The sequence below is a fragment of the Paenibacillus endoradicis genome, assembly GCF_024721975.1.
On the sequence record NZ_JANQBB010000004.1, the window covers coordinates 349,183 to 374,132 of the forward strand.

The window sequence follows — 24,950 nt, forward strand, 5'->3', positions numbered from 1 at the left end:
AATATCTGATAGATTGTATCAACTGTCAATTAAGGATATACTAAATCGGACAATCAGTATCCGCTTTAGTAGTGGTTATGGATTTGAAACGTGACATTATTATAAATAACTGAATGAATAAATGAGGTGATTGATACTATGCAGATGAAAACGGGAGTGGAGCAAGCGGTGTATGCTACGTTTATGCTCAGTTTCTTACCGGATAAGGCAGTCCTTCCAGGAGAAGTCATTAGTCAACGAATAGGTGCATCACCAACTTATTTTCAGAAATTGTTACGGAAATTAGTGAGTGCGGATCTAATCACTTCTGTTGCTGGAGTTAAAGGTGGATTTAAGTTGCAGCGTCGCCCGGAACAGATTTCGGTCTATGATATTTATATGGCAATCGAAGGAAAGCAATCATTATATTCTTCTAACGGTATTATTCAAGATATGTTACATATCTCACCGTCTGCACAATGTTGTCTGCTGTCTGATCTTATGGAAGAAGCTGAAAGTGCATGGATAACCGTATTGAAAAAAGAAACGATAGCCTCGTTGGTTGAGAAATTTCAAACAGCAACGTATCAGCAAGAGATAGAATCATTTCATCGTTGGTTAGACGCGAAAATTGTTTATTAAACATAGATATTAGTATAGAGAGGGAGATTAAGTATGAAGTTAAGTGTGTTAGATCAAGCTCCAGTCACAAAAGGCAATACTGCACTAGATGCACTTATAAAGGCAGAGCAATTGGCAATTGTAGCGGAACAGTTAGGATATGAGCGTATGTGGATGGCTGAGCATCATAACACGAACGGATTTGCTAGTTCTGCACCAGAAATCATCGTTGCTCATATTGCAGCGAAAACGAAGAAGATTCGAGTTGGTACTGGTGGAACAATGATTATGCATTATTCACCTTATAAGATGGCAGAAGTGTTCAAAACTTTAAGCGCACTTGCTCCAGGTAGAATAGATTTTGGTGTAGGGCGAGCTCCGGGTGGAGATAATGCAGCTATCTTTGCATTAGCAGAAGGTCGTCAGCCAGATTTACATCATTTATATGAAAAGTTAGATACAACATTGAAATTCATTAATGACGAAGCACCAGAGTCGTCTATTTATAATAAGATGCTTGCTACGCCAGCTCATGTTCCACTTCCAGAAGCATGGTTACTAGGTTCTAGTGGAAATAGTGCAGTACAAGCAGGTCGCAAAGGTTTGGGTTACTCCTATGCACAATTTTTTAATGGATTTATGGAGAAAGAAATATTTGAAGCATACCGCCAAAACTTTGTGCCATCAGTTTATATGGAAAAGCCAGAAATTATTGTTTCGTACGCAGTAACAACAGCTGAGTCGAAAGAAGAAGCAGAATTTCAAGCGAAACCTTTTGATATCTCTCGAATGCTTATGATGAGAGGGCAGATCGTAGAACGTATGACACCTGAAGAAGCGCAAGATTATCCACTGTCTGAAATGGACCGTATGTTTATTAAAGATAATCGTAAAATGCATTTCGTCGGTACACCTCAAGAAGTAGCAGATAAGTTACTTCAAGAGCAACAAACGTATGGATTCGATGAAGCGATGATTTGTACAATTCCACATTCTCAAGAGGTTCGACTGAATGTATATCGATTGTTAGCACAACAATTAATGTAAGTTTCCGTTCAAGAGTTGAGTATGGACATACATCGAACAATAGGCAGAGTATCGTATTAAAGTAATATATTGAAGTAATAAGTGAAGGGTTGGAGAAGTGAGCGTAAATACTCACCTGTCCAACCCTTTTACTAAGAAAGAATAGCAATTTAAGGAATACTACATAGATTTAAAATTTTCGATATACAGTCTGATAATGGTATGATGTATCTATAAATGATTAATAATTGACTTCTCAACATAGAAGTCAAATTATGATTAAGTAAGGGGTCATGTGACTTGGGTAATTTACATTTTAAAGAGACAGTTGAATTAACGTTAAAGGTCATAGGTGGAAAATGGAAGCCTGTTATCCTTTGTCATTTAACAGAAGGTACACATCGATTCGGTGAATTAAAGCGAGAAATGCCTCAAATTACTCAGAAGATGTTAACGCAACAACTACGTGAATTAGAAGAGGATTCAGTTATAGAGCGTAAAATATATGTGCAAGTTCCTCCGAAAGTAGAATATTCCTTAACGGAGTACGGTTTAACGGTTAAACAACTGCTCAATGTATTATCAGAGTGGGGGGATAAGCATCTTACAATGATGACAGATTCCTCTAATCGTGAGTAAATATCTATTTGATAGTTACCAAATGGGTACTACGTTACATAAAAGTGCGTACTGTTCAATCGGAACATTAAACTCTAATATTGGTGTTGCAGTATAAACCTAACTTTAGAGGAGTAGATTATATATGAAATTACAATTAGCGTTAGATCTTGTTGATATCCAAGGTGCCATTGAGGTAGTTAAGCAAGTAGAATCTTATGTTGATATTGTGGAGATTGGAACACCAATTATTATTAATGAAGGATTGCATGCGGTTAAAGCTCTAAAAGAAACTTTTCCTAACCTAACAGTTCTTGCTGATTTGAAAATTATGGATGCGGCAGGCTTTGAAGTAATGAAAGCCTCTGAAGCTGGAGCTGACATCGTTACGATACTTGGCGTTGCAGAAGATGCGAGTATTCAAGGTGCGGTTGAAGAAGCTCGAAAACAAGGGAAACAAATTTTAGTAGATATGATTGCAGTGAAAAATTTAGCAGAGCGTGCCCTACAAATAGATGCATTCGGCGTAGATTATATTTGTGTTCATACTGGGTATGATCTTCAAGCTGTTGGACAAAATTCGTTCGAAGATCTTCGTACGATTAAAGCCGTTGTGAAGAACGCAAAAGTTGCTGTAGCAGGTGGCATTAAGTTAGAAACATTACCTGAAGTAATCGCTGTTCAGCCTGATCTTATCATTGTTGGTGGCGGAATTACTGGTCATGCAGATATTCAAGCAGCAGCAGCTCAGATGCAACAATTGATCCAAAAAGGATAGTACTAGATATGACGAATAAATATAATATTTATACGATTATGGCAGAACTAAATGTGGCTGCTAATCAAGTGGTTGATGAGCAGTTAGAGCAATTAGCGGAGGCTATTATAGACTCTGGTCGTATTTTTGTAGCAGGTGCAGGTCGTTCTGGATTGATGATGAGGTCATTTGCGATGAGGTTAATGCATCTTGGGTTAGATGTATACGTTGTTGGGGAGACGGTGACACGTAGTATAGCCAAGGGAGATCTATTGTTAATAGGTACAGGTTCAGGAGAGACGAGATCGCTCATTCCTATGGCTGAAAAGGCAATAAGCCTTGAAGCGAAGGTAGCGACATTAACATTGTCTTCGTCTTCTGCCATTGGGAGGCTAGCGAATCTCATCGTTCAACTTCCGGGAGCACCGAAAAATCAGTTAGATCAAGAAGTATCAACGATACAACCAATGGGTTCGTTATTTGAACAAGTATTATTGCTTGTATGCGATGCTGTAATTCTGAAATTAATGCAGAAACAAACAAGCAGTGGTAGAACAATGTACGGCAATCATGCAAATTTAGAATAGATAATGCGATATAAACTTACCATATAATAAGCTTCTCCTTAGTATTGGATTCTATCGAACCAATAGTAAAGGGACGCTTTTTTGTGTGCGAGTAAACTATGCAACAAACAATGTTGTTACTATTCATGAACTAATTTGTGCTAAAGCAGAATATGAATAGATGAAGAAGAGTTTATAATATAGTTAATTTATTGATAAAAGTTACCATTTGCTGACGAATATGATAATCTGATATTACGTGCTTAGTAACTATCCATAAAGGATACTTGGCCGTAATACTATAGGTACAACATATTACTAATATTGTTCACAAAAATGATGAGGTGATGACAATGGTAGGCGTTGGAATTTTACTTGGCTTAATTGTAATCGTAGGTATTTTCTTAATTGCTACATACAATGGTCTAGTTAGTCGACGAAATCGAATTAAAGAAGCCTTAGTTGCAATTGATGTTTACTTACAAAATCGTTATGATGCGTTGACGCAAATTGCTGAAGTGGTCGTTTCTTATGCAACACATGAACGTGAGACGCTAGCTCAAGTTACTAGTATGCGCGCGGGATTAAATAAGCAACCGCCATCAGCAGAGAAAATGAAGCAATATGAAGAAGTAGACAGAGCACTTTCTTCTATTAATTTTCAAGCTGAAGCCTATCCTGAAATAAAAGCGAATGAAAATTACTTGCACTTACAACGTACAATTAATGAGCTAGAAGAGAAGCTATCTGCTAGTCGCCGTAGCTATAACTCCAATGTTGCTGGGTATAATACTGCAATCCAATCTATACCGACGAATATGGTTGCAGGAATGTTCGGCTTCCGTGAAGAAAGCCTGCTAGAAATTGCTCAAGACAAAAAGGCTGAAGTGAATCTTAGAAATATATTAGGGAGGTAACGCTAATGTTACCAACTTATGGAGAAGTTAATGCACGACTTAAAGTACCGCTCGAATCATTAGATCAAATAAGAGAGTTCGCTTCACAGAAGCGGGCAAAGTATCAAAAGGTGCTAGGGGTATTATTTATTATCAATGTGATTAGTACGATTATTAGTTTAAGCTTTCAATCCTATTACTTTATAATTGGCTGGATTATTTTAATTATTATAGCAATTATGTCTATGACGGCAAGGCAGAATAGCGCTAAGCAATATCGGAAGATATATAAGTCCGAGGTTGTCGCGCCGTTTGCATCCAAAATGGTAGAACTATGTGCAACACCATCAGATAGTGAAAACCATATTTATTATTGTAACTATTATCCTGAGGATCGTATGGACGATCGTTGGATTGAACGTTGTAAATTATTTGATTTCACCATTGATGAAACAACCGGCGAAGATTTGCTTATGGGACAGTTAGGACTAACTGAATTTCGGTTTTCAGAATTAAAACTAGTAGAAATTACTGAAACAACGGATTCGAAAGGGAATAGATCAACGACAGAGGAAACTAGATTTTCCGGAGTGTTATTTGTTGCTGATTTCAAAAAGCATTTCTCAGGAATTACGATTTTACAGTCACGTAATGTGGTCCCGCCGGGTAGTGGATTGTTCAAAAAAATGTTTGGATCTTTCAAACAATATTCAATGGTAGGTGCTAGTAGATTTGCGAAAATTAAAATTGAGTTGGAAAGCGAAGAATTCAATGCTCATTTTAACATACGAACTTCAGATGATATTGAGGCAAGATATTTATTGTCTCCGAATTTTATGGAGCAAATACTAGATTTCAAAAAATCACATAACGAACAGATTGATATATCGTTTGTTGATTCCTATATGTGTATTGCGATAGCCTCTGATTCTAATTACTTTGAAGAGCCGATGCATAAAGTCAATGATGCAGGGTATAGGATGAAGGCAGTCTACGAAGATTTGAAATTTTTCTTTGGTCTTATTGAAGAGTTTGATCTCAATACAAGAATTTGGAGTAAGAAATAAGTAACAGTAAGCACCAGCTACAGCAGTAATGTCGATAGCTGGTGTTTTCATCGACAAACATATATGCTGACAATTATAATAATGTTAGTAATGTACGATCATACTAAGATTATTATGAAAAGTTTGAGGAGAGATAATGATGATTTCCAAATTAGGACAAGTAATGATCTATGTTAATGATCAAGATGAATCAGTTAAGTTTTGGACAGAGCAAGTTGGCTTTGTTGTTGTTTCAGAAGCAGACAATGGCCAAGGAATGAAATGGATTGAAATTGCCCCGACTTTACAAGCAGGAACAAGTCTAGTGCTTCATAACAAAGCTTTGGTTGCGGAAATGCAACCTGACATGAATTTTGGTACGCCATCATTAATGTTCTTCGCTAATGAATTGGAGCAGCTATATACAAGCTTCAAGGAGAAGGGAATTACTGTAGGCGATTTAGTTACAATTCCAGGCGGAAAAGTATTTAACTTTGCTGATAAAGAAAATAACTATTTTGCAATCATGGAACAACAATAAAGCGAAGGAGCTGACAAAGGTAGTTATCACACTACTTTCGTCAGCTCCTTTTTTTCTCTATTTAATATTAATTATAGGATAACACCATCACGCATCGTAATGACACGATCTGCGAAAGGTAGCATCTCTTCATCATGTGTAACAAGCAGTGTTGCAATATTAAGCTTTTTCGTAATCGATTGAATAAGAGTCATAACATCTTTAGAACGGCTAGAATCTAAGCTAGCAGTCGGTTCATCAGCAAACAATATTTGTGGTTGATGAATAATTGCTCGTGCAATGGCGACTCGTTGTTTCTCTCCTCCAGATAGGGAAGATGGATACGCATGCTGACGATGTTCCATTCCAACAAGTTGTAGCATTGCTGTAACTGTTTTTTTGCGATCTTGCTTACTATGCTTATTCTCGGCTACATCTAGCATTAACAATAGCTGATCTTCAACAGTAAGAAACGGTACTAGATGAGATGATTGAAAAACAAAGCCGAACTGCGAGGCACGTAGTTGTCGAATGCCCTCTTGCGACATCGTTGTGAGATCCTTACCTTGAAACATAATTTGTCCACTGGATGCGCTTTGTAGACCAGCAGCGATGGTTAGCAAAGTGCTCTTTCCAGATCCAGAAGCTCCGACAAGAGCTGTAACCTCGCCACTATTCACTTCAAGATTGACACCTTTTAATATTTGTTCACTCACTTCACCATTAGAAAACGTTTTGGTTAGCTTCGATATCGTTAGTGTAGTAGTCATATTACATCTCTCCTTGCTGAATAGCTTGTAGTGGCTCAACTTTTTTGATCTGAATACCAGAAATTGTTGCACCAATAAAACCAATAATAAGGAATAGTATTGATAACATAATCGTTGCCCCAATGGTCAAGTGGAATGGCATACCAGCGGGAGCTACTGCATTGAATAGTTGACTTGCACTAATTGATATTATTAGAGCAATGACTGTTACAAAAATCATTTGTGCCCACATCATACGGAATAATGTGCTTGTCTTCACACCGATCGCTTTCAGTATTCCATACAATCCGATTTTTTGAACGTTCATCATATAGAAGAAGATGGCGAACAGTAATCCGCTAATCGCGATCAAGAACCATATAATCATATTTAGAGTCATTTGCTCTGCCTTATAGCTAGCTATCGTATTCAAAAATGCACTATTAGAGAAGGATACCATTCCCTCAATAACTGGCTCTTCCTCTCCTGGAATAAATATCATTTGCAAAGAATTTGTACGATACATTTCTTTGTAATTTTGTTCATGGATAAAGGCGACATCAGCATGGCTGAACTTTTGCTCCTCTGCAAAGTCAACAACCGATAATTGTCCACTATATTGATCGTTAGTAAGTTTTGTATTTAATTTGATTCCATCTTCTTGGACATCGGAGTTTAATACAATTTCCCCTGGTTGAACAGTTGGAAATAGATCGGATTCCGTAGCCGCAACGAATGCAACACCATGTTGTTTATCATTCTCATCATTTACAAAACCCATTTGAATCGATAATGCGAATGCATCTGGATAGAGACTCAAAGTTTTCGCTTGTTGCTCACTATCTATTTTAGATATGTTATACGTATCGTTAGCATCGCTGTTCATATAAAAATGTCCTTGAGGCATGCCTTTAACGAGTGCTGAATTATCTTGTGATAACCCATTTGCTAACCCTGAAATAATAAATGTCAAAAAACTAATAAGAAAAATGATTGAACCAACAATAACAAATTTTGCTTTGCTCTTCTTAATTTCTTTCCAAGCCATGTTCATAATTAATCATCCCTTTCTTGATTACATCTTTATATTAAGGATGCAATATGAACGCAGTATGAACAGACGATGACGAAATTAAGTACGATGTATGATCAACTTGATATATAGAAATAAACAGTACAAATAGGCTACCCCTATACAAAGCTTAGAGGTAACCTATTGTTTTTCGTCTATAGTATATATTCTCGTTACTTAATTAGTTAGATCATGTGCACGGGTATTTTAGTAAGAACCGCGAATATGGGCATGTACGTTTTCTGTATACCATTGCTCTAAACGAGACATGTCTTCATGTGAGAATGACGGTACATCTAGTGCACCAAGATTATCTAGCACTTGCTGAGAATTTTTAAAGCCAGGAATAACGGTGCTTACTGCTTCATGATCTAGTATCCAACGTAATGCAGCTCGAGTCATATTGTCTTTGCCATCTGCAATCCAGCCTAACTCACGACTAAGTTCTTGACCTTTTGCAAGGGGAATTCCAGCGAAAGTTTCGCCAACATTGAAAGCTTCTCCATTACTATTATAGCTACGATGGTCACTCGACTCGAACGAAGCTTGTTGATTGAATTTGCCTGTAAGTAAACCACTGGCAAGTGGTACTCGAGCAAGAATTCCTACACCTTTTTCCTGCGCAACAGGTAGAAGTTGCTGTGACACCTTCTGACGGAAGATGTTGAAGATAACTTGCAGTGCACTAACATTGGATTGCTCCATGCAAAATAATCCTTCTTCCACACTTTCAACGCTAACGCCGTAATAGCGAATTTTACCTTCATCCTTCAACTTATCAAGCACTTCAAATACTAATCCTTGTTTCAAAATATCAAATGAAGGGCAATGAATTTGATATAAGTCAATTTGTTCACGTTTTAGACGCTGTAAGCTTGCTTCGCAATAGGCGCGTACTGCATCCTCTGTGTAGTTGGCGGGATCATTAACATTTCCTTTTCTACAAAACTTTGTAGCAATATATATTTCTGATTCGCGACCTGCTGTAGCTTTTGCTAGCAGTTCTTCGCTATGTCCATTGCCATATACATCGGCAGTATCGAAGAAATTAACGCCTTGTTCCATTGCGGTATGTAACGCCTGCAAAGAGACTTCATCGGACACTGTTCCCCAGTCTCCACCAATCCCCCATGTTCCAAAGCTCACTTCACTAATACGTAATTCTGTGTTACCTAATTGTCTATATTTCAATGTCACTAACTCCCTTCGAAAATATAATAATCGACCATGATGTTCATGCTGCAATCAATCATTATGATACATCTTAAAATAGGTATCAATAAAAGTATAAGACCATTCCAATCGAAATGGAATGGTCTTATGTTAGTCTTGTTCTACAATGTTTTTTAACGCTAATAATCGATTGTCCCAATAGACTTCAAAGAATGAAAGCCAGTCTTGTATTTGAACTAACGGTTCAGCTTCCAATCGATAACGTGTTTCACGTCCGAGCTTTCGCTTGCTAACAAGTCCCGCATCATTCAGTACATATAGATGTTTATTAATAGCGGTACGCGACAAAGAAAAGTGAGTAGTAATCGCTGTAATCGGCATTTCACCATTTGCAAGTAGCACAAGCATTGTTCTTCTAGTAGGATCAGAGATTGCTTGAAATACATCTTGCTTTAATACTGGAGCTGCCACTTATGATTGCTCCAAAATTGCAGGCAATTTATCCTGCACAATATTGTCCCAACCACCGTTCATAATACCACGAATGATGGAATGAGGTTGACCGAATTCAGTAACGGTATTAGCATCCCAGCCAGAATGAATTAAGGTGAATTCAGTTGTTGTATCAGAAAGCTGTTTTAATTGGAATTCTAAATGCCAATCTTTGCCCCAGTCAAAACCAACACGATAGGGTGGTTCAACATCGGTGACGATGCATGGAGAATCGCCAAATTGAGCGGCATGAAGTATGAACTGTTTGCCAACAACAGCTACAAAAGTATTAGGCATCCACCAACTTGCAATACCTTCTGATGTCGCAACGATTTTCCATACCTTATCAATAGGTGCTTGTAGCACAATTGTTTTACGTATATCTTGTAATGTTTCTTCTGTACTCATAATTAGCCTCCTCTAAGTAACACCTTAGGGTGTTACGTTATAATATCATGAAAAGATAAAAGCTGCAAATGATCCTATGTATCATATCGTTGATCTCTCCTAATTGATCTACGATGTGAAGACATGCTGTGGAATAGTATCGACGTAATAGGTTGAAAATATGCAAAAATTGTCGAATGATATTTAGCTATGATGATAGTGTTTTTATCTGATTGCAACTGCCTGTTGACTTTGGATCTACAGTGCAGTATTATACTTTTTAGATTAGTAATTTAGTAAATTAGTAAATAACTAAAACGAATTCGGATTTCAGGAGGAATATTAATGCAAATTCCAACAACTTTAAAACATAAACCGGTTATTGTCTGTGAAAATTATGAGAATGTAGATGGTAAGTATGCTTACAATAGTGATGCAAAAGGGATTTCGTTAGGGTTGGCACAGTGGAATGATCGAGGGAAACTAGATATTTCTGCAAAAGTATGGAGACATACAGGAGGTAAGTGGTCAAGACAATCAGAAGAGCTACCGTTACATCGTGTAATCGATCTTGCGATCATGGTATGCCAAGCGAAATTACATTTTCAAGAGGCATATCGTTATGAGAAGTTATATGATCCAGAAAATCCAGTCATCGAAAGAGTTGGATTACAAGGCGATGCGATGACAATTGGTGTCTGTGATAATAATGAGAAAATAGACGAAGATATTAAGTTATTCAACCAAGCACTAAGCGATGATGGCGAATTGATCGGAGAAAGACTGAGTACATTATCACGTATGCTGAAAGAAATGGGATACTAATATAAGATGACTAAAACGATCGTTGATAAGCTGAATTTGCATAAGTATAAGCAGCCTGTTGTGCTTAATATGCCACAAGGTCAACATTTGCTCGAAGGATTAGAACAATATGATACATCGTTCGTTCAAGATAGCTATGATCTTATCTTTGCTTTTGTTCTGGAAATGTCTCAGTTGCAGTTGCTTGTTCAGCAAGTATTAAATGAAGGTAAGCTTTCAAAAGGTGGATACCTCTATATTGCTTATCCGAAAAAAGGGAATAAGGTGTATGATACCTATATTCATCGCGATCATTTGTTTGAAGGAATAGGAGCGGATGAAGAGGGCTATATTGGCGACAGTTCGCTTAAGTTCGCTCGTATGGTTGGTTTGAATGAAGTATTTACTGTGGTTGGATTGAAAGAAGAAGTAAAAGGTAATGCAACCGCCTCTTCGAAATTGAGTCAATCGGTAGCTGATTATGTGGATTACATTCCACAAGTAGAAAGCGATCTACAGAGCACGCGTCAGTTATTAGTCATATATCAGCAATTAACGCCAGGATATCGCAGGGATTGGGCAAGATATGTCTATAGCGCGAAACAAGATACTACTCGATTGAAGCGGATAAATGAGATGAAGATGATTCTTGCCGCTGGGTACAAATCTCGAGAATTGTATAGGAAAGATCAATCGTAGGTTGATATAAAAAAAGGAACTATGCCGTATGAGCATAGTTCCTTTTTTGCTTTCATTAAAAGCTTTAGCCATAACTATCAACTATACAGTTACATCGAATGTACTACTTGATAGTTTATCTTTAGAGGATGTACTTGAATTAGATTTTTCATTCCCCTCTTGCGCAGATTTAGCACGTTCTGCTTCTGCCTTAGCAGCATTTGCTTGCTTTTGCTGAATTTGAAGCTGTAACATCTGGATTTGTTGTTGAATCAGTTGGATTTTTGCTTGTTTTGTTTTTTCATCATCATCACTCTTTTGCACCTCTTGTAATTGCTTCATAAGCTTAACAATTTGTTTTTCAAGACTTGAGGTGCTGTTGTCAGTTGATGATACTGAAAAAGAACCGCTGCCTGAAATTGATGAAATTCCCATAGTGGTCACTTCCTTGATTATTAGTGTATATAGATGTTAGCTCCATCATCTCGTCTTTGGAAAAAATACTTTTTGAACGTGTACTATAAGCACTATTATAAAACAATCTAAAGAAATGAGTACTAAAAGTTAGCTGAAAGTATTAACGCAGCAAAACAGCGAGCCATCACTCACGACACAAGCCCATTTAGAATAAGATAGAAAAAAAGTTAGAGGATGATTGATGATGTCAGAGATGTTTCCGCTATGCATTCAGACAAATATCGTATCCCATGGTCCCCAAAGGATCGTCTACTATCCAGAAATTGTTGGAGTACCTAATAAAGAGTGGCAACATGAAGTGAATAATAGATTAGCAGAACAGACTCAGCAACTTATTCATATGCTGATTGGTGATGATCCTGAAACGTTAAGTATTATGATGGGTTCTTATGAAGTGAAAAATAATCAGCGTAATATATTGAGTATCACGCAATCTAATTCAGCATATCATGCTCATGCGGCGCATGGTATGAGATATTTGAAATCAATGACATTCGATATGGGGAAAGAAAAGCAATATATACTGTCCGAACTGTTTATACCAGGTAGCAATTATGTAAGTCGTCTTTCTAAATTAGTCGCTGAGCAAATTAAGCAACGTGGAATCGAGACATTTGAGCCGTTTACTACGATTGATCCTGAGCAATCATTTTATATTGCAGATAAAACATTGGTACTCTACTATCAACTGTATGATATTACACCTTATGTATTTGGCTTTCCAATATTTCCGATATCCGTCTTTGATATCGTAGATATCGTCGTTGATGATGGTCCGTTAGGTGTCATGGCGGTCAATGATTGAGTATTGTACAGTGTCAACATATAGATTTAGCTTACTATATTTGATTGCAAAAATTAAATGATTTGTAAACCAAAAAGCTACTATGCAGTATAATGCATAGTAGCTTTTTGGTCATTAGTGTATTGTGAATCAGATATGAATGTTAGTGAATATATTGATCACTAACAAGTACATCTTGTAGAATCTCACTTGGAATTTCAAACGTTGGATTCCCCATATATCCAGGTGCTACATCATATTTATCAAAAGCAACAACTAACTTACCTTCTTCGGTAATATAGAAGCCTTGTTCGGCATCGATTGTAATGAACTCACCAAACAACTCGTCGTCTGGAATTCCCGCACCAGCAACCCAATAATACTTATCGTTATTCGTTTCTTTCATTTGTTGTCTCATCTGTTCCTTGACGTTATCTGTAATGATCTGTACGTATTGATCATTTTTGAACAAACTAGGAAGAGTTAATAAGAGTTCGTTCTGCTTATCAATCGTATCATATTGGATAACAGTTGATGATGATCCTACAGTTTCCACAGTATATCTACTGATTGTTAGTAATTGATCAGTATCTGTAATGATCTCGTATCCGCTATCTACACCAAGGTGGCCTCCACCTTCAATTGCCTCCATATCTTTCATATCGTTCTTAAATTGCTCGTAAAGAGCTTCGGCTTCTTGTTTGTATTTCTCGTTCAATGTAGCCGTAATTTGGTCAGATCCAATATTCTCAATTTCAGGAACAGTAATATTAGCAGAGTATTTATCTTTATCCACCGTATAAGTTTTCCAAGTTAAGACGCTCACAACATTACCGATTACTGGAATGTCCGATAAAGATTTCGCCATAACCGGACTTACATTGAGACAAGTAGTGAATAATACAGCTGCTGCCACCGAGCCTAATCCCCACTTGCGCCCATTATGTTTTTTCCGCCTATGCTTAGAAATACTTGTACGAACGATATCATCTAATTGTTCAGGAATTTGTACGGAAGTGTATTCCTTCTCTAATTGCTCTAATTGTTTATCCATTAAGACTCGCTCCTTCTTCGTCCTGTAATTCAATTTTAAGAATTTTTAAAGCTTTATATAGCCTAGCTTTGACTGTATTTATGTTGCTATTAAGTACATGGGATATATCTTCGATTTTCATATCTTCAAAAAAACGTAATATGATAACCTCACGATAAATAGTTGGTAGTTGATGAAGCGCCACTTGCAAGTCTAGATCAGTGTAAGTATCCATTTGCGCTGTCATCAATGTTTCCAATACTTGATCTTCAACTACAGAAGTTCGCTTATGTTTGCGTAAGAAATCAATAGATGTCCGAACAACGATTTGATAGAACCAGCTTTTCATTTGAGATTCGCCATGTAGACTATCAAGATGTTCTAACGCTTTACGAATACTATCTTGGACAATATCTAGTGCATCTTGTTCATTATGTGTATAGCTATACGCAAGAAGATAAAATCGATTTTTATTATTCATAATATAATCGATTAATCTTCTCTCCAAATTTGGCTTCATTGTGGGATCCTTCTTTCAAGTAATAAATACGTATATACTATAGACGGCTTGAGTAAGAGAAAAAGTTGAAGGGTACTAGAAAAAGAATAAATTGATCTCTTCCTATATAATGGCGAATAAGCTCCTATATCATTATGATATAAAATTTTTTATGAACTCCCTTTATAAGTGTTTACCATTAGAGCTAGTAGTTACACATACAATTTAGAAAAATTATGTAAAATAAACAGCTCTAGTTGTTGATAATTAACTTGAAATTTAAGTGTTGTAGCTTAAAATGAAGAGAATACGATATTATGAGGGAGACAATGTTATGGTGGAAGTTGTAGTACGTAATAATGTGAAGATGATAGGAGAAGGGGAACAAGTAATTATACTTGCTCATGGATTTGGGTGTGATCAAAGCATGTGGCAATATATAACCCCTAGTCTTGCAAAGAAATATAGACTTGTTCTATTTGATTATGTGGGTTCTGGTCAATCGGATTTGAGTGCGTACACTTCAGAACGCTATAATAGTCTGAACGGATATATGCAGGATTTATTAGAAGTTATGGAAGAAGCACAATTAAGAGATGTTATTTTTATTGGTCATTCAATTAGTTCTATGATTGGCATGCTAGCTTCCATTGAACGCCCAGAATGGTTCCAAAAGCTAATTATGATAGGTCCATCACCCCGCTATTTAAATGATGAAAATGGTTACTATGGTGGTTTTGAGCGAAGTGATATAGTAGAACTTCTTGAGATGATGGAGATGAATTTCTCGGGTTGGGCAAGCTTTATGGCTCCGATGGCTATGAATAATTTGGATCAGCCGCAATTTTCGCAACAATTAGAGCAAAGTTTTGCGAGTAGCAATCCTGTTATTGCGAGGCAGTTCGCCGAGGTAACATTCTTCTCAGATTATCGGACAGCACTTGCGAAATGTTCAACACCTACTTTAATTATGCAATGTGCAGAGGATAGTGTAGTTCCTATGGAAGTAGGTCATTATCTGCACCAAAATATAGCTGGCAGTACGCTATGTTTAATGGAAGCGAAGGGGCATTATCCCCATATAAGCCACCCTATAGAAACACTTGCTGCCATTACACAATATATTGAAATACAATAATATGTATTGAAGTAATGAAAGGGATTTTGAAATGGATGATCGGTTACTATATGCTCCTTGCGGATATCTTTCCATAACGCATGAGGGTAAGATAATATCTGTGAATAATACTTTTCTCATGCAAATGGGATATAACGAACATAAATTGCTTAATCAGCATATTGAAGAATTAATGTCCACTGCGAATAAGCTTATTTTCCATTCATATTTCTACCCGTTTATTAATTTGCACGGATATGTCAATGAATTAATTATTAGTTTGAAAAATAGTGAAGGAATAGCTATTGCTTGTTTAATTAATGGAAAGCAGCTACTAGTTGATGATGTAGAAGTTTTTGATCTTATTATTGTACAGATGGGTCAAAGAATGAATTATGAGCAAGAGCTTCGTACTGCAAAAAAACAAATTGAAGATGCTTATTGGAAAAAAGATCAAGCGTTAGAAGAATTGACGAAATTGAACATTGAGATCGAACAGAAGCAAGAAGAACTTATAATGATTAATGAATCATTAATAGAACTATCTGTAACGGATAAATTAACCGGATTAAAAAATAGACGATACTTCCAAGAAAAATTAGAAGATCAGATTATTAATTTCGCACGTAAAGAAAAACCATTCTCACTATGTATTATTGATATCGATCACTTTAAACATGTGAATGACACGTATGGTCATCAAGTGGGTGATGAAGTACTTGAACAACTCGCCTATATATTGCGGAAATTCGTAAGAAAAGAAGATGTGCCAGCTAGGTATGGCGGTGAAGAGTTTGTACTTCTGTTGCCGAGGACTGATATTAAGGAGTCCAAAGTTATGGCAGAACAATTACGTCAACAAATCGAGGATGCTTCATGGGTAACAGGTCGTCTTACCGTTAGTATTGGTATTTCAACCTTCTATGAAGATGAAACCGCGACGGGGATATTGAAGAAAGCGGACCAAGCATTGTATATGTCTAAAGAGAACGGTCGAAATCGAGTAACCCATATTGTGGATGCTTCTTATACCATCTAATAATTAAATTTATTAAATAATAAAATATATAAAATTAAAACAGCTCAATCCTTATTAAGAGGGAGAGCTGTTTTTTTGTGGATTTTAATTAGATTAATTGAAAATTTGTTACCTTAATCTATTTTATCCAATCAAAGAGCTATTTTAGCCAAACGATGTTGCATCAAAAATAATGTAAGCGCTGTTACAATGTTGTAAACGGATACACCACATCGGTGTTCCTAGTCTACAGAGGCAGGAGAGATATTGATATGCATGAAAAGGGAATAAAAAGACTAGGTAGCCAGTTATTCTTTATGAGTCCCGCATTACTCATTTTCACAGGAATTATTATTATTCCGATTTTAATGAGTATGTACTATAGCTTGTTTCAGTGGGATGGAGTTTCAGCCAAAATTTACACAGAACTGGATAACTACACACGTTTGCTTAGTGACCCTATTCTTTGGATTTCATTAAAGAACTCAGTATATCTTACACTTGGAGCATTAGCTGTCCAATTACCGCTTGGTTTATTTTTCGCTATTATATTGAGTTACAAATTAAAAGGATCAAATTTTTTGAAGTCTATTTACTTTACACCGGTCATGCTTTCTACAGCGGTACTAGGTATATTATGGGGACAGATCTATGATCCTAACTTTGGTTTACTGAATAATTTACTCATTAATCTGGGCTTGTCTGATTGGACGCATACTTGGTTAGGTGAGGAAGCAACTGCACTTGGTTCAGTTATTGCAGTAGTTGCTTGGCAATTTATCGGATTCTATATCATTGTTTATTATGGAGCATTGCAAGGAATATCCGAAGAAGTTATGGAAGCGGCGAGAGTTGAGGGTGCAAGTGAATTAAGAATTATATTCAATATTCAGATCCCACTAATTTGGCCTACGATCACATTTACCGTATTAAATTGCGTTATTAATTCATTGAAGTACTTCGATCTAATCTATATTATGACTGGCGGTGGTCCTAATAATTCTAGTGAAGTGCTTGCGAGTTATATGATGAAAAATGGTTTCCGTCTTATGGACTTTGGTTATGGCAGCACCATTTCTACCTTCTTACTTCTATTCGGTTTAGTATTAGCCTACCTTATTTCTAAGGGATTAGGACAAGGAACGAAGAAATTTCAATAGGGAGATGAACACATGAATTCAGTTGTTAATGCGCAGACCAGTCACCCCAATGCAGCAAAAACTAAGAAAAGTAAGCTTTCAAAAGGTATTGGCAAAGCTGTATTATATGTTATTCTACTTGTCCACTTAATTTTCACAGCATATCCCTTTGTCTGGATGATGATTTCATCGTTCAAATCAAACAAAGAGTATTTTGAAAATCCTTGGGGTTTACCATCGGTATGGCAGTTTAGTAATTACTTGGATGCTTGGAATCAAGGGATTAGTAAATATTTATTCAACAGTATTTATATTACGTTCTTTTCTGTTGTAGGCTTACTATTAGTAGCTACTTTTATTGGTTTCTACTTATCGATCCGTCCTTTCAAGGGCTCGAAAGTGTTACTAGGTGCCTTTTTCTTAGGGATGTTAATTCCGGTTCATAGTACATTAATTCCGTTATTTACACTTGCCAATAAGGTTGGTGCATACGATACGTTTTGGTCATTATTTTTCCCTTATATTGCATTTAATCTACCAGTAGCAATCTTTCTAATTCATGGATTTTTCCGAGGAATACCGAAGGAATTGGAGGAGGCAGCAATCGTAGACGGTTGCAATATATACCAAACCTTCTTCAGAGTATATTTCCCGTTAGCTAAGCCTATTCTGGCTACAGTAACGATACTGTCCTTCTTCAATATTATGAATGATTTTGTATTCCCATTAATTATGGTTTCACAGGATTCACTTAAGACGTTGCCACTTGGATTAATGAGTTTCAAAGGTAACTTTAGTGCCGATTATTCATTAATTAGTGCAGCACTTGTAATTACAACAGCGCCTATTATCATTTTATATATGTTCTTACAAAAATATATTCAAAACGGAGTAGTTGCCGGTTCAGTTAAAGGTTAGAGAAAAACAGCTGACGGACATATTGATGAAGAAGAATAGATGAAAATAGGAAATCTAACACAAAAGGGGATTTATACAATGAAGAAAAGTTTAATCTTAGTTATCGTTATGATCATGCTAGTCGTTGCAGGATGTTCAAATAGCAACGCTGGAAACAGTGGGAAGTCTGATAATGTAACAAACCTAACGATGTGGAGTATGGAGTCCAGAAATAAAAACATCATTGAAGCTTCTATCGCAGAATTTAACAAAGCTAATGCTGATATTCAGATTAAAGCAGAATTTTTTGAAGATGAAGCACTAAAAACAAAAATGAAAGTTGCTATTGCAGGTAATCAATTGCCAGATCTTATTACTTACTGGAGTGGTGAAACTTTTGATACGCTAGTAGCTAATAATATGCTCGGTGATATTACGCAGCAATTAAATGCTGATGTAGCATTCAAAGATGATGTATTAAATGGTGGTCTTGAGACATTTGCATATGATGAAAAAAATTATGGTATCCCAGTACTATTCAGTGGTGTATCCCTTTGGTACAATAAACAAATATTCGCAGATAATAACTTAACGCCTCCAGCAACGTTTGACGAACTTCTAACAGTTGTTGATTCATTGAATGAAAACGATATCATTCCAATTTCTGTATCGGGTAAAGATCGTTGGCCAGTATTACACTGGTACTCTTATCTTGCAGAACGTGTTGGTGGAACAGAGCCATTTGAGCTAGCTAAGAGTGGTGAAGCTGATTTCACTCAAGAAAGTTTTGTACAAGCCGGAGAACTTTTGAAAGAACTTGCAATTGATCATAAAGGTTTCGTTAATGGATTTTTAGGTCTAGATTATGCAGCTGCAGAAACACTATTTACAACTGGTCGTGCAGCTATGTACTTGCAAGGCGAATGGGCAATGGATGCTTTCCTAGATGATGAAATTTCTAAAGATATTGGTTTCGTTACATTCCCAACAGTTGAAGGTGGAAAAGGTAGTACTAATGTATACCACGGTGGTTTCGGTGTAGGTATGGCCGTTTCTGCTAAAGCAAATCAAGATGCTGCATACAAAGCTATTAGATTCTTAACTGATTCTGCTCAGCGTAAAGAAATTAATGAAGGTGCAAACATTAGTCCAATGAAAACAGCTGGACTAGAAGAAGCAAATATGCATCCACTATCCTTTGAATATGATACCGCTATTAGTGAAAACCTTGACGGATTCTTCAGTTACTATGACCAATCACTAGATGCGAAGCGTGCGGATCAATTCCTTAACGTTGTCGGTGCTATTGTAAGTCAATCAGATTCCAATGTCGCTGAAGAACTTGCTAAAGTGAAAAAATAAAATAGCTAATCGGGAGGACTAGGCGATGTCATTCATACAAAATCCAATACTTCGGGGTTTCAACCCCGATCCTTCCATCATTCGCGTAGAAGATGATTATTATATCGCTACATCGACGTTTGAATGGTTCCCAGGTGTACAGATTCATCATTCAAAGGATTTGAAAAATTGGAGCTTGCTAACGCATCCACTGCAACGACTAAGTCAGTTAAATATGATAGGAAACCCTGATTCAGGTGGTGTATGGGCACCTTGCTTGAGCTACAGTAATGGCACGTATTATTTAGTATATACTGATGTGAAAAGTCATATGGGTCAATTCAAAGATACGCATAACTACTTGGTTACAGCACAACATATTTGTGGTCCTTGGTCCGAACCGATTCATTTGAATAGTAGTGGTTTCGATCCATCACTATTCCATGATCAAGACGGAACAAAATGGATTGTTAATTTGAAATGGGATCATCGAAAAGGGAAAAATCCTTTTGGTGGTATCATTATTCAGCAATATGACGAAGAGCTGCAAAAGCTGATTGGTGATATTCATTGTATCTATGATGGGACATCGCTAGGCTTAACTGAAGGTCCTCATATCTATCAACATGATGGCTATTACTATTTGTTAGTTGCAGAAGGTGGTACACGTTTTGGTCATGCAGAGACGGTCGCTCGTTCACGTACATTACTAGGTCAATATGAGACTGATCCAAGCGGACCAATTGTTACATCACGAGATAAACCGAATCTTCCTTTGCAAAAAGCAGGTCATGCAAGTCTAGTTGAAACACAGCAAGGGCAGTGGTATATGGTTCATCTATGTGGTAGACCAACTACTCCATCTAAGAGCTGTATACTAGGTAGAGAGACTGCTATTGGGCAGGTTGAGTGGAATGAGGCAGGATGGTTACAACTAAGTCATGGCCATAATGGTCCTGAGCAGTTAGTACCAGCGCCACTACTAGAGGAAATTACAGATGTACCAGCACGCACTGAGTGGATTGAGCATTTCGATGAAGACAAGCTTTCTATTGATTTTAGTACATTAAGAGAACCTATAAACGAGCAGTGGGCATCGCTAAAAGCTCGTCCTGGATATTTGCGATTAGTCGGAAGAGAATCACTATATTCACTGCATAGACAAAGCCTTATTGCACGTAGACAGCAGTCTTTTGTTATAGATGCTGAAACGATGCTCGAATTTACACCGAACTCTTATCAACAACTTGCGGGACTTATCTATTATTACAATACAAAAAATTATTATTATTTGCATGTTAGCTGGGATGAATCTAAGGGCAAATGCGTTAGCATTATGCAAAGTGATCGCGGTATCTATGACGAACCAATGGATGAACCAATCTCGATTGAAGGAAGCGATAGATGCTATTTGAAGGCGGCTATTGATGGTGAAAGTCTTCAATTCTATTACGCTACGATTGAAGGTGAGTGGACGGCTGTTGGTCCTGTACTAGATGCTTCAAAAATTTCAGATGAAAATGCAGAACTTATCAAAGACGGATATGCATTAGATCAAGGTTTTACAGGTGCATTCATTGGTATATGCGCTCAAGATTTAGGCGGAAGCGGGAATTACGCAGATTTTGACTATTTTGTCTATCGAGAGAAGGAATAATAATGACTACTAAATTAATGACTGCTGCGGTGTTGAATAAACCGCTAGATATGGAAATGAAACAGGTTCCCATTCCTGTTCCAAAAGCTGATGAAGCGTTAATTAAAGTATATTGTATTGGTGTATGTGGCTCAGATGTGCATTATTATGAACACGGTCGCATTGGTCGTTATGTCGTTGAACAGCCTATCATTTTAGGACATGAACTAGCTGGAGAAGTTGTTGAAATAGGTTCTGCTGTGCAAAATGTTACGGTAGGTGATCGTGTTGCAGTTGAACCAGGCGTTACATGTGGACGTTGTGAATATTGCAAATCCGGTCGCTATAACTTATGTCCAGACGTTGTGTTCATGGCAACACCACCAGTAGATGGTGCTTGGGCTGAATATGTTACAGTTCGTAGCGATTTCTTATTCAAACTACCAGAAGGCATTAGCTATGAACAAGGCGCTTTACTTGAGCCGCTATCTGTAGGTATTCATGCGATGAATCGTGCAAAAGTAACACCTGCTGATCGTTTACTTGTTACTGGATTAGGACCTATTGGTTTGCTTGCTATTCAAGCAGCTAAAATGTATGGCGTCAGTGAAATTTACGCTACAGATATTGTTCCATTTAGACAAGAACTTGCCAAAGAAATGGGCGTTACAGCTGTTATTAACCCCATGGAAGTTAATGTTAAGGACGCAATCCAAGAGCTTACAGCTGGTCGCGGCGTAACGGTAGTTGTGGAGTCTTCTGGTAACGGTCGTGCAATTGGAGATGCAATTAAGGCAGTCAAACGTGGTGGACGTGTCGTTCTAGTTGGAATGCCAGCAGCGGATGAAATCCCTGTTGAAATTAATACAATTATTGACTCAGAACTTAATGTGTATGGATTATTCCGTTACGCTAATACTTATCCAGGAGCAATTGCTGCATTGACAAGCGGAAGCGTAGATATTCAAAAAGTTATTACGCATAAATACAGTCTTAATGATACAAAGGCCGCAGTAGAAATGGCAAGAACGCAAAAGGATACAAGTATTAAAGTAATGATCTATCCAGGACAATAAATAAATTAGAGTCTGCTCCTACTTATAGGAGTAGACTCTATCTATATGTACCGGGAAGGAGGATGAACGGTGAAGCGAATATTTCAGAAACTGAGGCTCGAATATACGCAAGGTCAAATTTTTATTGGATTTATTATGACAACAGCCATTTTATTAACAATAACAGTTAGTTTAATTTATATTGTAATATCTACGGAACAAAAGGAAAGTGCTATGCTCTATATTGAAGAAATAGCGGAACAAGCAAGTGGCAGAGTAGAGTCATCATTGAACGAAGTCAACGTATTAACATTACAATTGGCGGTCGATGATCGTACGCAAGATATATTGATTAACGAATTTGAAGGTCAGAATACAACCTATGAAAACAGAATGATACTGAGAAAGCTGTTACTTGATAAGACAGCTTATTCAGATACGATACATGATATTGAAATATATAATCAACGCAGTAGTATTTATCCGATTGTAAACACAACAATTGAAGAGCGGATTCCGAAATACTATATCGAGCAAGCTAATTTACCAGAAAATGCCGGCGCGATGATCTGGATTGGCGTCGACCAGTGGGATAGCCAATATTTGCTCGCGATCAGACAAGTGAAGTTAGAGAAGCAAGATTATAGTAATGGTGGTTATCTCGTTGTACGTTTGAAGCCATCATTGATTAATTTGGCAATGACAGAGCGTGCTCAAGATCAAGGGGCTATTATGAGGCTTGTAGACAGTGGAGATCAATCAACTACTACTAGCCAAACTAATGAGCCTCTGGAGTTACTTTCTATAGGGAAGTTAGAGGGAGGTCTTGCTCAATATCTCGTATTTGAGCGGAAAATCAAAGGGACAAGCTGGGCGCTACAGATGATGGTCCCAAGAGCTACAGTTTACTCTGACCTTTACTTCTTAAGAGATATCCTTATTGCTCTAGGCATATTAAGCGTGGTCGTATTCGCGATAATATCGTACTTCCTAGCCAATCTTATCTCTTCTCCAATTAAGGGACTTACAAGAATTATTCAAGGGAGTAAGCACGGTACACCGAAAGAGAACCCTGCACACTATTTTAATAAAGAAGTGAATCAACTCAATCTCACTTACAATCAGATGGTTAGGCAGATTGATCATTTAATTACATCGGTATATGAGAAGGAACTTGTAAAAAGTCAAAGTGAATTGAAAGCACTACACTCACAGCTTAATCCTCACTTTCTGTTCAATACATTAGATTCAATTTACTGGGATCATATTCGAAAGGGAGAGAAAGAGCTTGCGCAATCTATCATTCAATTAGCTGACTTATTCCGGTATTCCATTCATTCCAAGCGAGATGATGGATTAGTAACGATTAAGGAAGAGTTAGACCAAGTTAAGCGGTATACTGATCTGATGAAAATGCGATGGCAAGATCGTCTGGAACTCTCTATATGTTGTGAAGATGAACTATATAGTTGCATTCTACCTAAATTAGTTATTCAACCACTTGTTGAAAATGCGATCGTGCATGGCATTGAGCCTTTAGAAAACGGAGGGAAAGTTACGATAGTGGTGGAAAGAAAACATGATAGCATTGATATCGTTGTCGTGGATAATGGACTAGGGATCTCAGCTCAAGATCTGAATCATATCCAAAAACAATTAGTTATTGAGCGTAATTTTGTTACGGAAAATCAAGGGATCGGCTTATTTAATATAAATCGAGTCATTAAACTACATTATGGTGAAGATTATGGATTAACAATGCAGAGCGAACATAATAAAGGGACTACAGTAAGATTGAGATTACCTTTATTGACAGCATTTGAGAGGTGATTAGCGATGAGTTTTCGGATATTAGTGACAGATGATGAGCATAATTCCCGGATGGGAGTAGCAATAACGTTAGAGCAATGGGGCAAAGAGAAACTAATTATTGATACAGCGGAGAATGGTCAGCGGGCATTTGAGCTTATCCAAAGCAATAACTATCATATTCTAATCACTGATATTAGAATGCCGGTTATGTCAGGATTGGAGTTATTGTCAGCTATTCGTAAACAAGATAATTCACTCAAAACCATTCTGTTAACGGGCTTTGCGGAATTTAATTATGCTCAGAAAGGTTTGCAATTGGGAGCTGCTGATTATTTGCTGAAACCAATACAGCAAGAGCAGCTGATCGAAGTTGTACAAAGGTTATTACTTGAATTAGAAGAAGAAACGCAAGGTTCCAAAACAACCGCCCAAAATCCATATATAGAATCAGGGTTAAATTATATTATAAGTAATCTTCATATGCCGATTACAATAAAAGAAGTTGCAGCTCATATTCACTTAAATCCAAGTTATTTTAGTGTACTATTCAAAGATAACACGGGTAAAAGCTTCTCCGATTATATAACTGATTGCAGAATGATTGCAGCCAAAAAGATGCTGTTAGAATCACATGATAGCTTAGATGCAATTACTGCTAGTATTGGATTGCAAACAACTAGTTACTTCATTAAAATGTTCAAAAAGCTAGAAGGTATGACGCCAAAGCAATATCGTGAAATGAATCGTCAGCATTAATA

Annotated in this window: 28 protein-coding genes; 20 read left to right on the forward strand and 8 right to left on the reverse strand. The window is 37.1% G+C overall.

What is annotated here, in order from left to right; genetic code table 11:
• The first annotated feature begins 138 nt into the window (after positions 1-138).
• The 8 genes from NV377_RS15560 to NV377_RS15595 all read left to right on the forward strand — a co-directional run bounded on the left by NV377_RS15560 (position 139) and on the right by NV377_RS15595 (position 6,050).
• Positions 139-621 carry an RrF2 family transcriptional regulator gene (locus NV377_RS15560; RefSeq protein WP_258201705.1) on the forward strand — a complete coding sequence of 161 codons (483 nt, stop codon included), beginning with the start codon at positions 139-141 and terminating at the stop codon, positions 619-621.
• 33 nt (positions 622-654) lie between these two features.
• On the forward strand, positions 655-1,647 hold the full coding sequence (locus NV377_RS15565) for an LLM class flavin-dependent oxidoreductase (RefSeq protein ID WP_258201706.1): 993 nt from the start codon (positions 655-657) through the stop codon (positions 1,645-1,647).
• 279 nt (positions 1,648-1,926) lie between these two features.
• Positions 1,927-2,265, forward strand: a complete 339-nt coding sequence (locus NV377_RS15570; protein WP_258201707.1) for a winged helix-turn-helix transcriptional regulator — start codon at positions 1,927-1,929, stop codon at positions 2,263-2,265.
• 124 nt (positions 2,266-2,389) lie between these two features.
• Complete coding sequence (gene hxlA, locus NV377_RS15575) at positions 2,390-3,022, forward strand: 3-hexulose-6-phosphate synthase (RefSeq protein WP_258201708.1); 633 nt, start codon at positions 2,390-2,392, stop codon at positions 3,020-3,022.
• Between the two features lie 8 nt (positions 3,023-3,030).
• The gene (gene hxlB, locus NV377_RS15580; RefSeq protein WP_258201709.1) at positions 3,031-3,588 is read left to right on the forward strand and encodes a 6-phospho-3-hexuloisomerase; all 558 of its coding nucleotides are present in this window, start codon (positions 3,031-3,033) and stop codon (positions 3,586-3,588) included.
• Between the two features lie 332 nt (positions 3,589-3,920).
• A complete protein-coding gene (locus NV377_RS15585; protein WP_258201710.1) occupies positions 3,921-4,484 on the forward strand; it encodes a LemA family protein in 564 nt (187 codons plus the stop codon).
• 5 nt (positions 4,485-4,489) lie between these two features.
• Positions 4,490-5,530, forward strand: a complete 1,041-nt coding sequence (locus tag NV377_RS15590; protein WP_258201711.1) for a DUF3137 domain-containing protein — start codon at positions 4,490-4,492, stop codon at positions 5,528-5,530.
• Between the two features lie 139 nt (positions 5,531-5,669).
• The gene (locus NV377_RS15595) at positions 5,670-6,050 is read left to right on the forward strand and encodes a VOC family protein (RefSeq protein ID WP_258201877.1); all 381 of its coding nucleotides are present in this window, start codon (positions 5,670-5,672) and stop codon (positions 6,048-6,050) included.
• A 71-nt stretch (positions 6,051-6,121) separates the two neighbouring features.
• Here NV377_RS15595 and NV377_RS15600 read toward each other — a convergent pair whose 3' ends face one another.
• The 5 genes from NV377_RS15600 to NV377_RS15620 all read right to left on the reverse strand — a co-directional run bounded on the left by NV377_RS15600 (position 6,122) and on the right by NV377_RS15620 (position 9,923).
• The gene (locus NV377_RS15600) at positions 6,122-6,799 is read right to left on the reverse strand and encodes an ABC transporter ATP-binding protein (RefSeq protein ID WP_258201712.1); all 678 of its coding nucleotides are present in this window, start codon (positions 6,797-6,799) and stop codon (positions 6,122-6,124) included.
• A gap of 1 nt (position 6,800) precedes the next feature.
• Positions 6,801-7,832, reverse strand: coding sequence for an FtsX-like permease family protein (locus NV377_RS15605; RefSeq protein WP_258201713.1), 1,032 nt, complete (start codon positions 7,830-7,832; stop codon positions 6,801-6,803).
• Between the two features lie 225 nt (positions 7,833-8,057).
• Entirely contained in the window at positions 8,058-9,041 is a 984-nt protein-coding gene (locus NV377_RS15610; protein WP_258201714.1) for an aldo/keto reductase, read from the reverse strand.
• A 132-nt stretch (positions 9,042-9,173) separates the two neighbouring features.
• Positions 9,174-9,494: an ArsR/SmtB family transcription factor gene (locus tag NV377_RS15615; RefSeq protein ID WP_258201715.1), complete on the reverse strand. Its 321-nt coding sequence runs from the start codon at positions 9,492-9,494 to the stop codon at positions 9,174-9,176.
• A complete protein-coding gene (locus tag NV377_RS15620) occupies positions 9,495-9,923 on the reverse strand; it encodes an SRPBCC family protein (protein ID WP_258201716.1) in 429 nt (142 codons plus the stop codon).
• A 324-nt stretch (positions 9,924-10,247) separates the two neighbouring features.
• Between NV377_RS15620 and NV377_RS15625 the strand changes: the two genes are divergently transcribed.
• Positions 10,248-10,727: a DUF6530 family protein gene (locus tag NV377_RS15625; RefSeq protein WP_258201717.1), complete on the forward strand. Its 480-nt coding sequence runs from the start codon at positions 10,248-10,250 to the stop codon at positions 10,725-10,727.
• Between the two features lie 6 nt (positions 10,728-10,733).
• Positions 10,734-11,405, forward strand: a complete 672-nt coding sequence (locus NV377_RS15630) for a YdeI/OmpD-associated family protein (protein WP_258201718.1) — start codon at positions 10,734-10,736, stop codon at positions 11,403-11,405.
• Positions 11,406-11,486: 81 nt separating this feature from the next.
• On the opposite strand, the gene NV377_RS15635 is transcribed toward NV377_RS15630, so the two are convergent.
• On the reverse strand, positions 11,487-11,819 hold the full coding sequence (locus NV377_RS15635; protein ID WP_258201719.1) for a FlxA-like family protein: 333 nt from the start codon (positions 11,817-11,819) through the stop codon (positions 11,487-11,489).
• Between the two features lie 223 nt (positions 11,820-12,042).
• Between NV377_RS15635 and NV377_RS15640 the strand changes: the two genes are divergently transcribed.
• Complete coding sequence (locus NV377_RS15640) at positions 12,043-12,666, forward strand: DUF3298 and DUF4163 domain-containing protein (protein ID WP_308860144.1); 624 nt, start codon at positions 12,043-12,045, stop codon at positions 12,664-12,666.
• A 142-nt stretch (positions 12,667-12,808) separates the two neighbouring features.
• Here the strand turns inward: NV377_RS15640 and rsiV are convergent, their stop codons facing one another.
• Together rsiV and sigV are read right to left on the reverse strand one after the other, a co-directional pair.
• The gene (gene rsiV / locus NV377_RS15645; RefSeq protein ID WP_258201720.1) at positions 12,809-13,699 is read right to left on the reverse strand and encodes an anti-sigma-V factor RsiV; all 891 of its coding nucleotides are present in this window, start codon (positions 13,697-13,699) and stop codon (positions 12,809-12,811) included.
• Positions 13,692-14,198: an RNA polymerase sigma factor SigV gene (gene sigV, locus NV377_RS15650; RefSeq protein ID WP_258201721.1), complete on the reverse strand. Its 507-nt coding sequence runs from the start codon at positions 14,196-14,198 to the stop codon at positions 13,692-13,694. Before sigV ends, rsiV begins: the two co-directional genes overlap by 8 nt.
• Before the next feature lie 313 nt (positions 14,199-14,511).
• Here sigV and NV377_RS15655 point away from each other — a divergent pair, with 313 nt between their 5' ends.
• The 9 genes from NV377_RS15655 (at position 14,512) to NV377_RS15695 (ending at position 24,948) form a co-directional block, all read left to right on the forward strand.
• Positions 14,512-15,315 (forward strand): alpha/beta fold hydrolase, encoded by an 804-nt coding sequence (locus NV377_RS15655; RefSeq protein WP_258201722.1) that lies wholly within the window; start codon positions 14,512-14,514, stop codon positions 15,313-15,315.
• Positions 15,316-15,346: 31 nt separating this feature from the next.
• Positions 15,347-16,333 (forward strand): sensor domain-containing diguanylate cyclase, encoded by a 987-nt coding sequence (locus tag NV377_RS15660; RefSeq protein ID WP_258201723.1) that lies wholly within the window; start codon positions 15,347-15,349, stop codon positions 16,331-16,333.
• Positions 16,334-16,584: 251 nt separating this feature from the next.
• The gene (locus tag NV377_RS15665) at positions 16,585-17,472 is read left to right on the forward strand and encodes a carbohydrate ABC transporter permease (protein ID WP_258201724.1); all 888 of its coding nucleotides are present in this window, start codon (positions 16,585-16,587) and stop codon (positions 17,470-17,472) included.
• A 12-nt stretch (positions 17,473-17,484) separates the two neighbouring features.
• Positions 17,485-18,369, forward strand: a complete 885-nt coding sequence (locus tag NV377_RS15670) for a carbohydrate ABC transporter permease (RefSeq protein ID WP_258201725.1) — start codon at positions 17,485-17,487, stop codon at positions 18,367-18,369.
• Positions 18,370-18,447: 78 nt separating this feature from the next.
• A complete protein-coding gene (locus NV377_RS15675) occupies positions 18,448-19,710 on the forward strand; it encodes an ABC transporter substrate-binding protein (RefSeq protein WP_258201726.1) in 1,263 nt (420 codons plus the stop codon).
• A 25-nt stretch (positions 19,711-19,735) separates the two neighbouring features.
• Positions 19,736-21,346, forward strand: coding sequence for a glycoside hydrolase family 43 protein (locus NV377_RS15680; RefSeq protein ID WP_258201727.1), 1,611 nt, complete (start codon positions 19,736-19,738; stop codon positions 21,344-21,346).
• Positions 21,347-21,348: 2 nt separating this feature from the next.
• A complete protein-coding gene (locus tag NV377_RS15685; protein ID WP_258201728.1) occupies positions 21,349-22,401 on the forward strand; it encodes an NAD(P)-dependent alcohol dehydrogenase in 1,053 nt (350 codons plus the stop codon).
• Positions 22,402-22,470: 69 nt separating this feature from the next.
• Complete coding sequence (locus NV377_RS15690) at positions 22,471-24,210, forward strand: sensor histidine kinase (RefSeq protein WP_258201729.1); 1,740 nt, start codon at positions 22,471-22,473, stop codon at positions 24,208-24,210.
• A gap of 6 nt (positions 24,211-24,216) precedes the next feature.
• A complete protein-coding gene (locus NV377_RS15695) occupies positions 24,217-24,948 on the forward strand; it encodes a response regulator transcription factor (RefSeq protein ID WP_258201730.1) in 732 nt (243 codons plus the stop codon).
• The last annotated feature ends 2 nt before the right edge of the window (positions 24,949-24,950 follow it).

Excerpts from the sequence above, each read along its gene's own strand:
- NV377_RS15560 (WP_258201705.1), top strand. The coding sequence starts at position 139 with ATGCAGATGAAAACGGGAGTGGAGCAAGCGGTGTATGCTACGTTTATG.
- NV377_RS15565 (WP_258201706.1), top strand. The coding sequence starts at position 655 with ATGAAGTTAAGTGTGTTAGATCAAGCTCCAGTCACAAAAGGCAATACT.
- hxlA (WP_258201708.1), top strand. The coding sequence starts at position 2,390 with ATGAAATTACAATTAGCGTTAGATCTTGTTGATATCCAAGGTGCCATT.
- hxlB (WP_258201709.1), top strand. The coding sequence starts at position 3,031 with ATGACGAATAAATATAATATTTATACGATTATGGCAGAACTAAATGTG.
- NV377_RS15585 (WP_258201710.1), top strand. The coding sequence starts at position 3,921 with ATGGTAGGCGTTGGAATTTTACTTGGCTTAATTGTAATCGTAGGTATT.
- NV377_RS15590 (WP_258201711.1), top strand. The coding sequence starts at position 4,490 with ATGTTACCAACTTATGGAGAAGTTAATGCACGACTTAAAGTACCGCTC.
- NV377_RS15595 (WP_258201877.1), top strand. The coding sequence starts at position 5,670 with ATGATTTCCAAATTAGGACAAGTAATGATCTATGTTAATGATCAAGAT.
- NV377_RS15600 (WP_258201712.1), bottom strand. The coding sequence starts at position 6,799 with ATGACTACTACACTAACGATATCGAAGCTAACCAAAACGTTTTCTAAT.
- NV377_RS15605 (WP_258201713.1), bottom strand. The coding sequence starts at position 7,832 with ATGAACATGGCTTGGAAAGAAATTAAGAAGAGCAAAGCAAAATTTGTT.
- NV377_RS15620 (WP_258201716.1), bottom strand. The coding sequence starts at position 9,923 with ATGAGTACAGAAGAAACATTACAAGATATACGTAAAACAATTGTGCTA.
- NV377_RS15625 (WP_258201717.1), top strand. The coding sequence starts at position 10,248 with ATGCAAATTCCAACAACTTTAAAACATAAACCGGTTATTGTCTGTGAA.
- NV377_RS15630 (WP_258201718.1), top strand. The coding sequence starts at position 10,734 with ATGACTAAAACGATCGTTGATAAGCTGAATTTGCATAAGTATAAGCAG.
- NV377_RS15635 (WP_258201719.1), bottom strand. The coding sequence starts at position 11,819 with ATGGGAATTTCATCAATTTCAGGCAGCGGTTCTTTTTCAGTATCATCA.
- NV377_RS15640 (WP_308860144.1), top strand. The coding sequence starts at position 12,043 with ATGATGTCAGAGATGTTTCCGCTATGCATTCAGACAAATATCGTATCC.
- rsiV (WP_258201720.1), bottom strand. The coding sequence starts at position 13,699 with ATGGATAAACAATTAGAGCAATTAGAGAAGGAATACACTTCCGTACAA.
- sigV (WP_258201721.1), bottom strand. The coding sequence starts at position 14,198 with ATGAAGCCAAATTTGGAGAGAAGATTAATCGATTATATTATGAATAAT.
- NV377_RS15655 (WP_258201722.1), top strand. The coding sequence starts at position 14,512 with ATGGTGGAAGTTGTAGTACGTAATAATGTGAAGATGATAGGAGAAGGG.
- NV377_RS15660 (WP_258201723.1), top strand. The coding sequence starts at position 15,347 with ATGGATGATCGGTTACTATATGCTCCTTGCGGATATCTTTCCATAACG.
- NV377_RS15665 (WP_258201724.1), top strand. The coding sequence starts at position 16,585 with ATGCATGAAAAGGGAATAAAAAGACTAGGTAGCCAGTTATTCTTTATG.
- NV377_RS15670 (WP_258201725.1), top strand. The coding sequence starts at position 17,485 with ATGAATTCAGTTGTTAATGCGCAGACCAGTCACCCCAATGCAGCAAAA.
- NV377_RS15675 (WP_258201726.1), top strand. The coding sequence starts at position 18,448 with ATGAAGAAAAGTTTAATCTTAGTTATCGTTATGATCATGCTAGTCGTT.
- NV377_RS15680 (WP_258201727.1), top strand. The coding sequence starts at position 19,736 with ATGTCATTCATACAAAATCCAATACTTCGGGGTTTCAACCCCGATCCT.
- NV377_RS15685 (WP_258201728.1), top strand. The coding sequence starts at position 21,349 with ATGACTACTAAATTAATGACTGCTGCGGTGTTGAATAAACCGCTAGAT.
- NV377_RS15695 (WP_258201730.1), top strand. The coding sequence starts at position 24,217 with ATGAGTTTTCGGATATTAGTGACAGATGATGAGCATAATTCCCGGATG.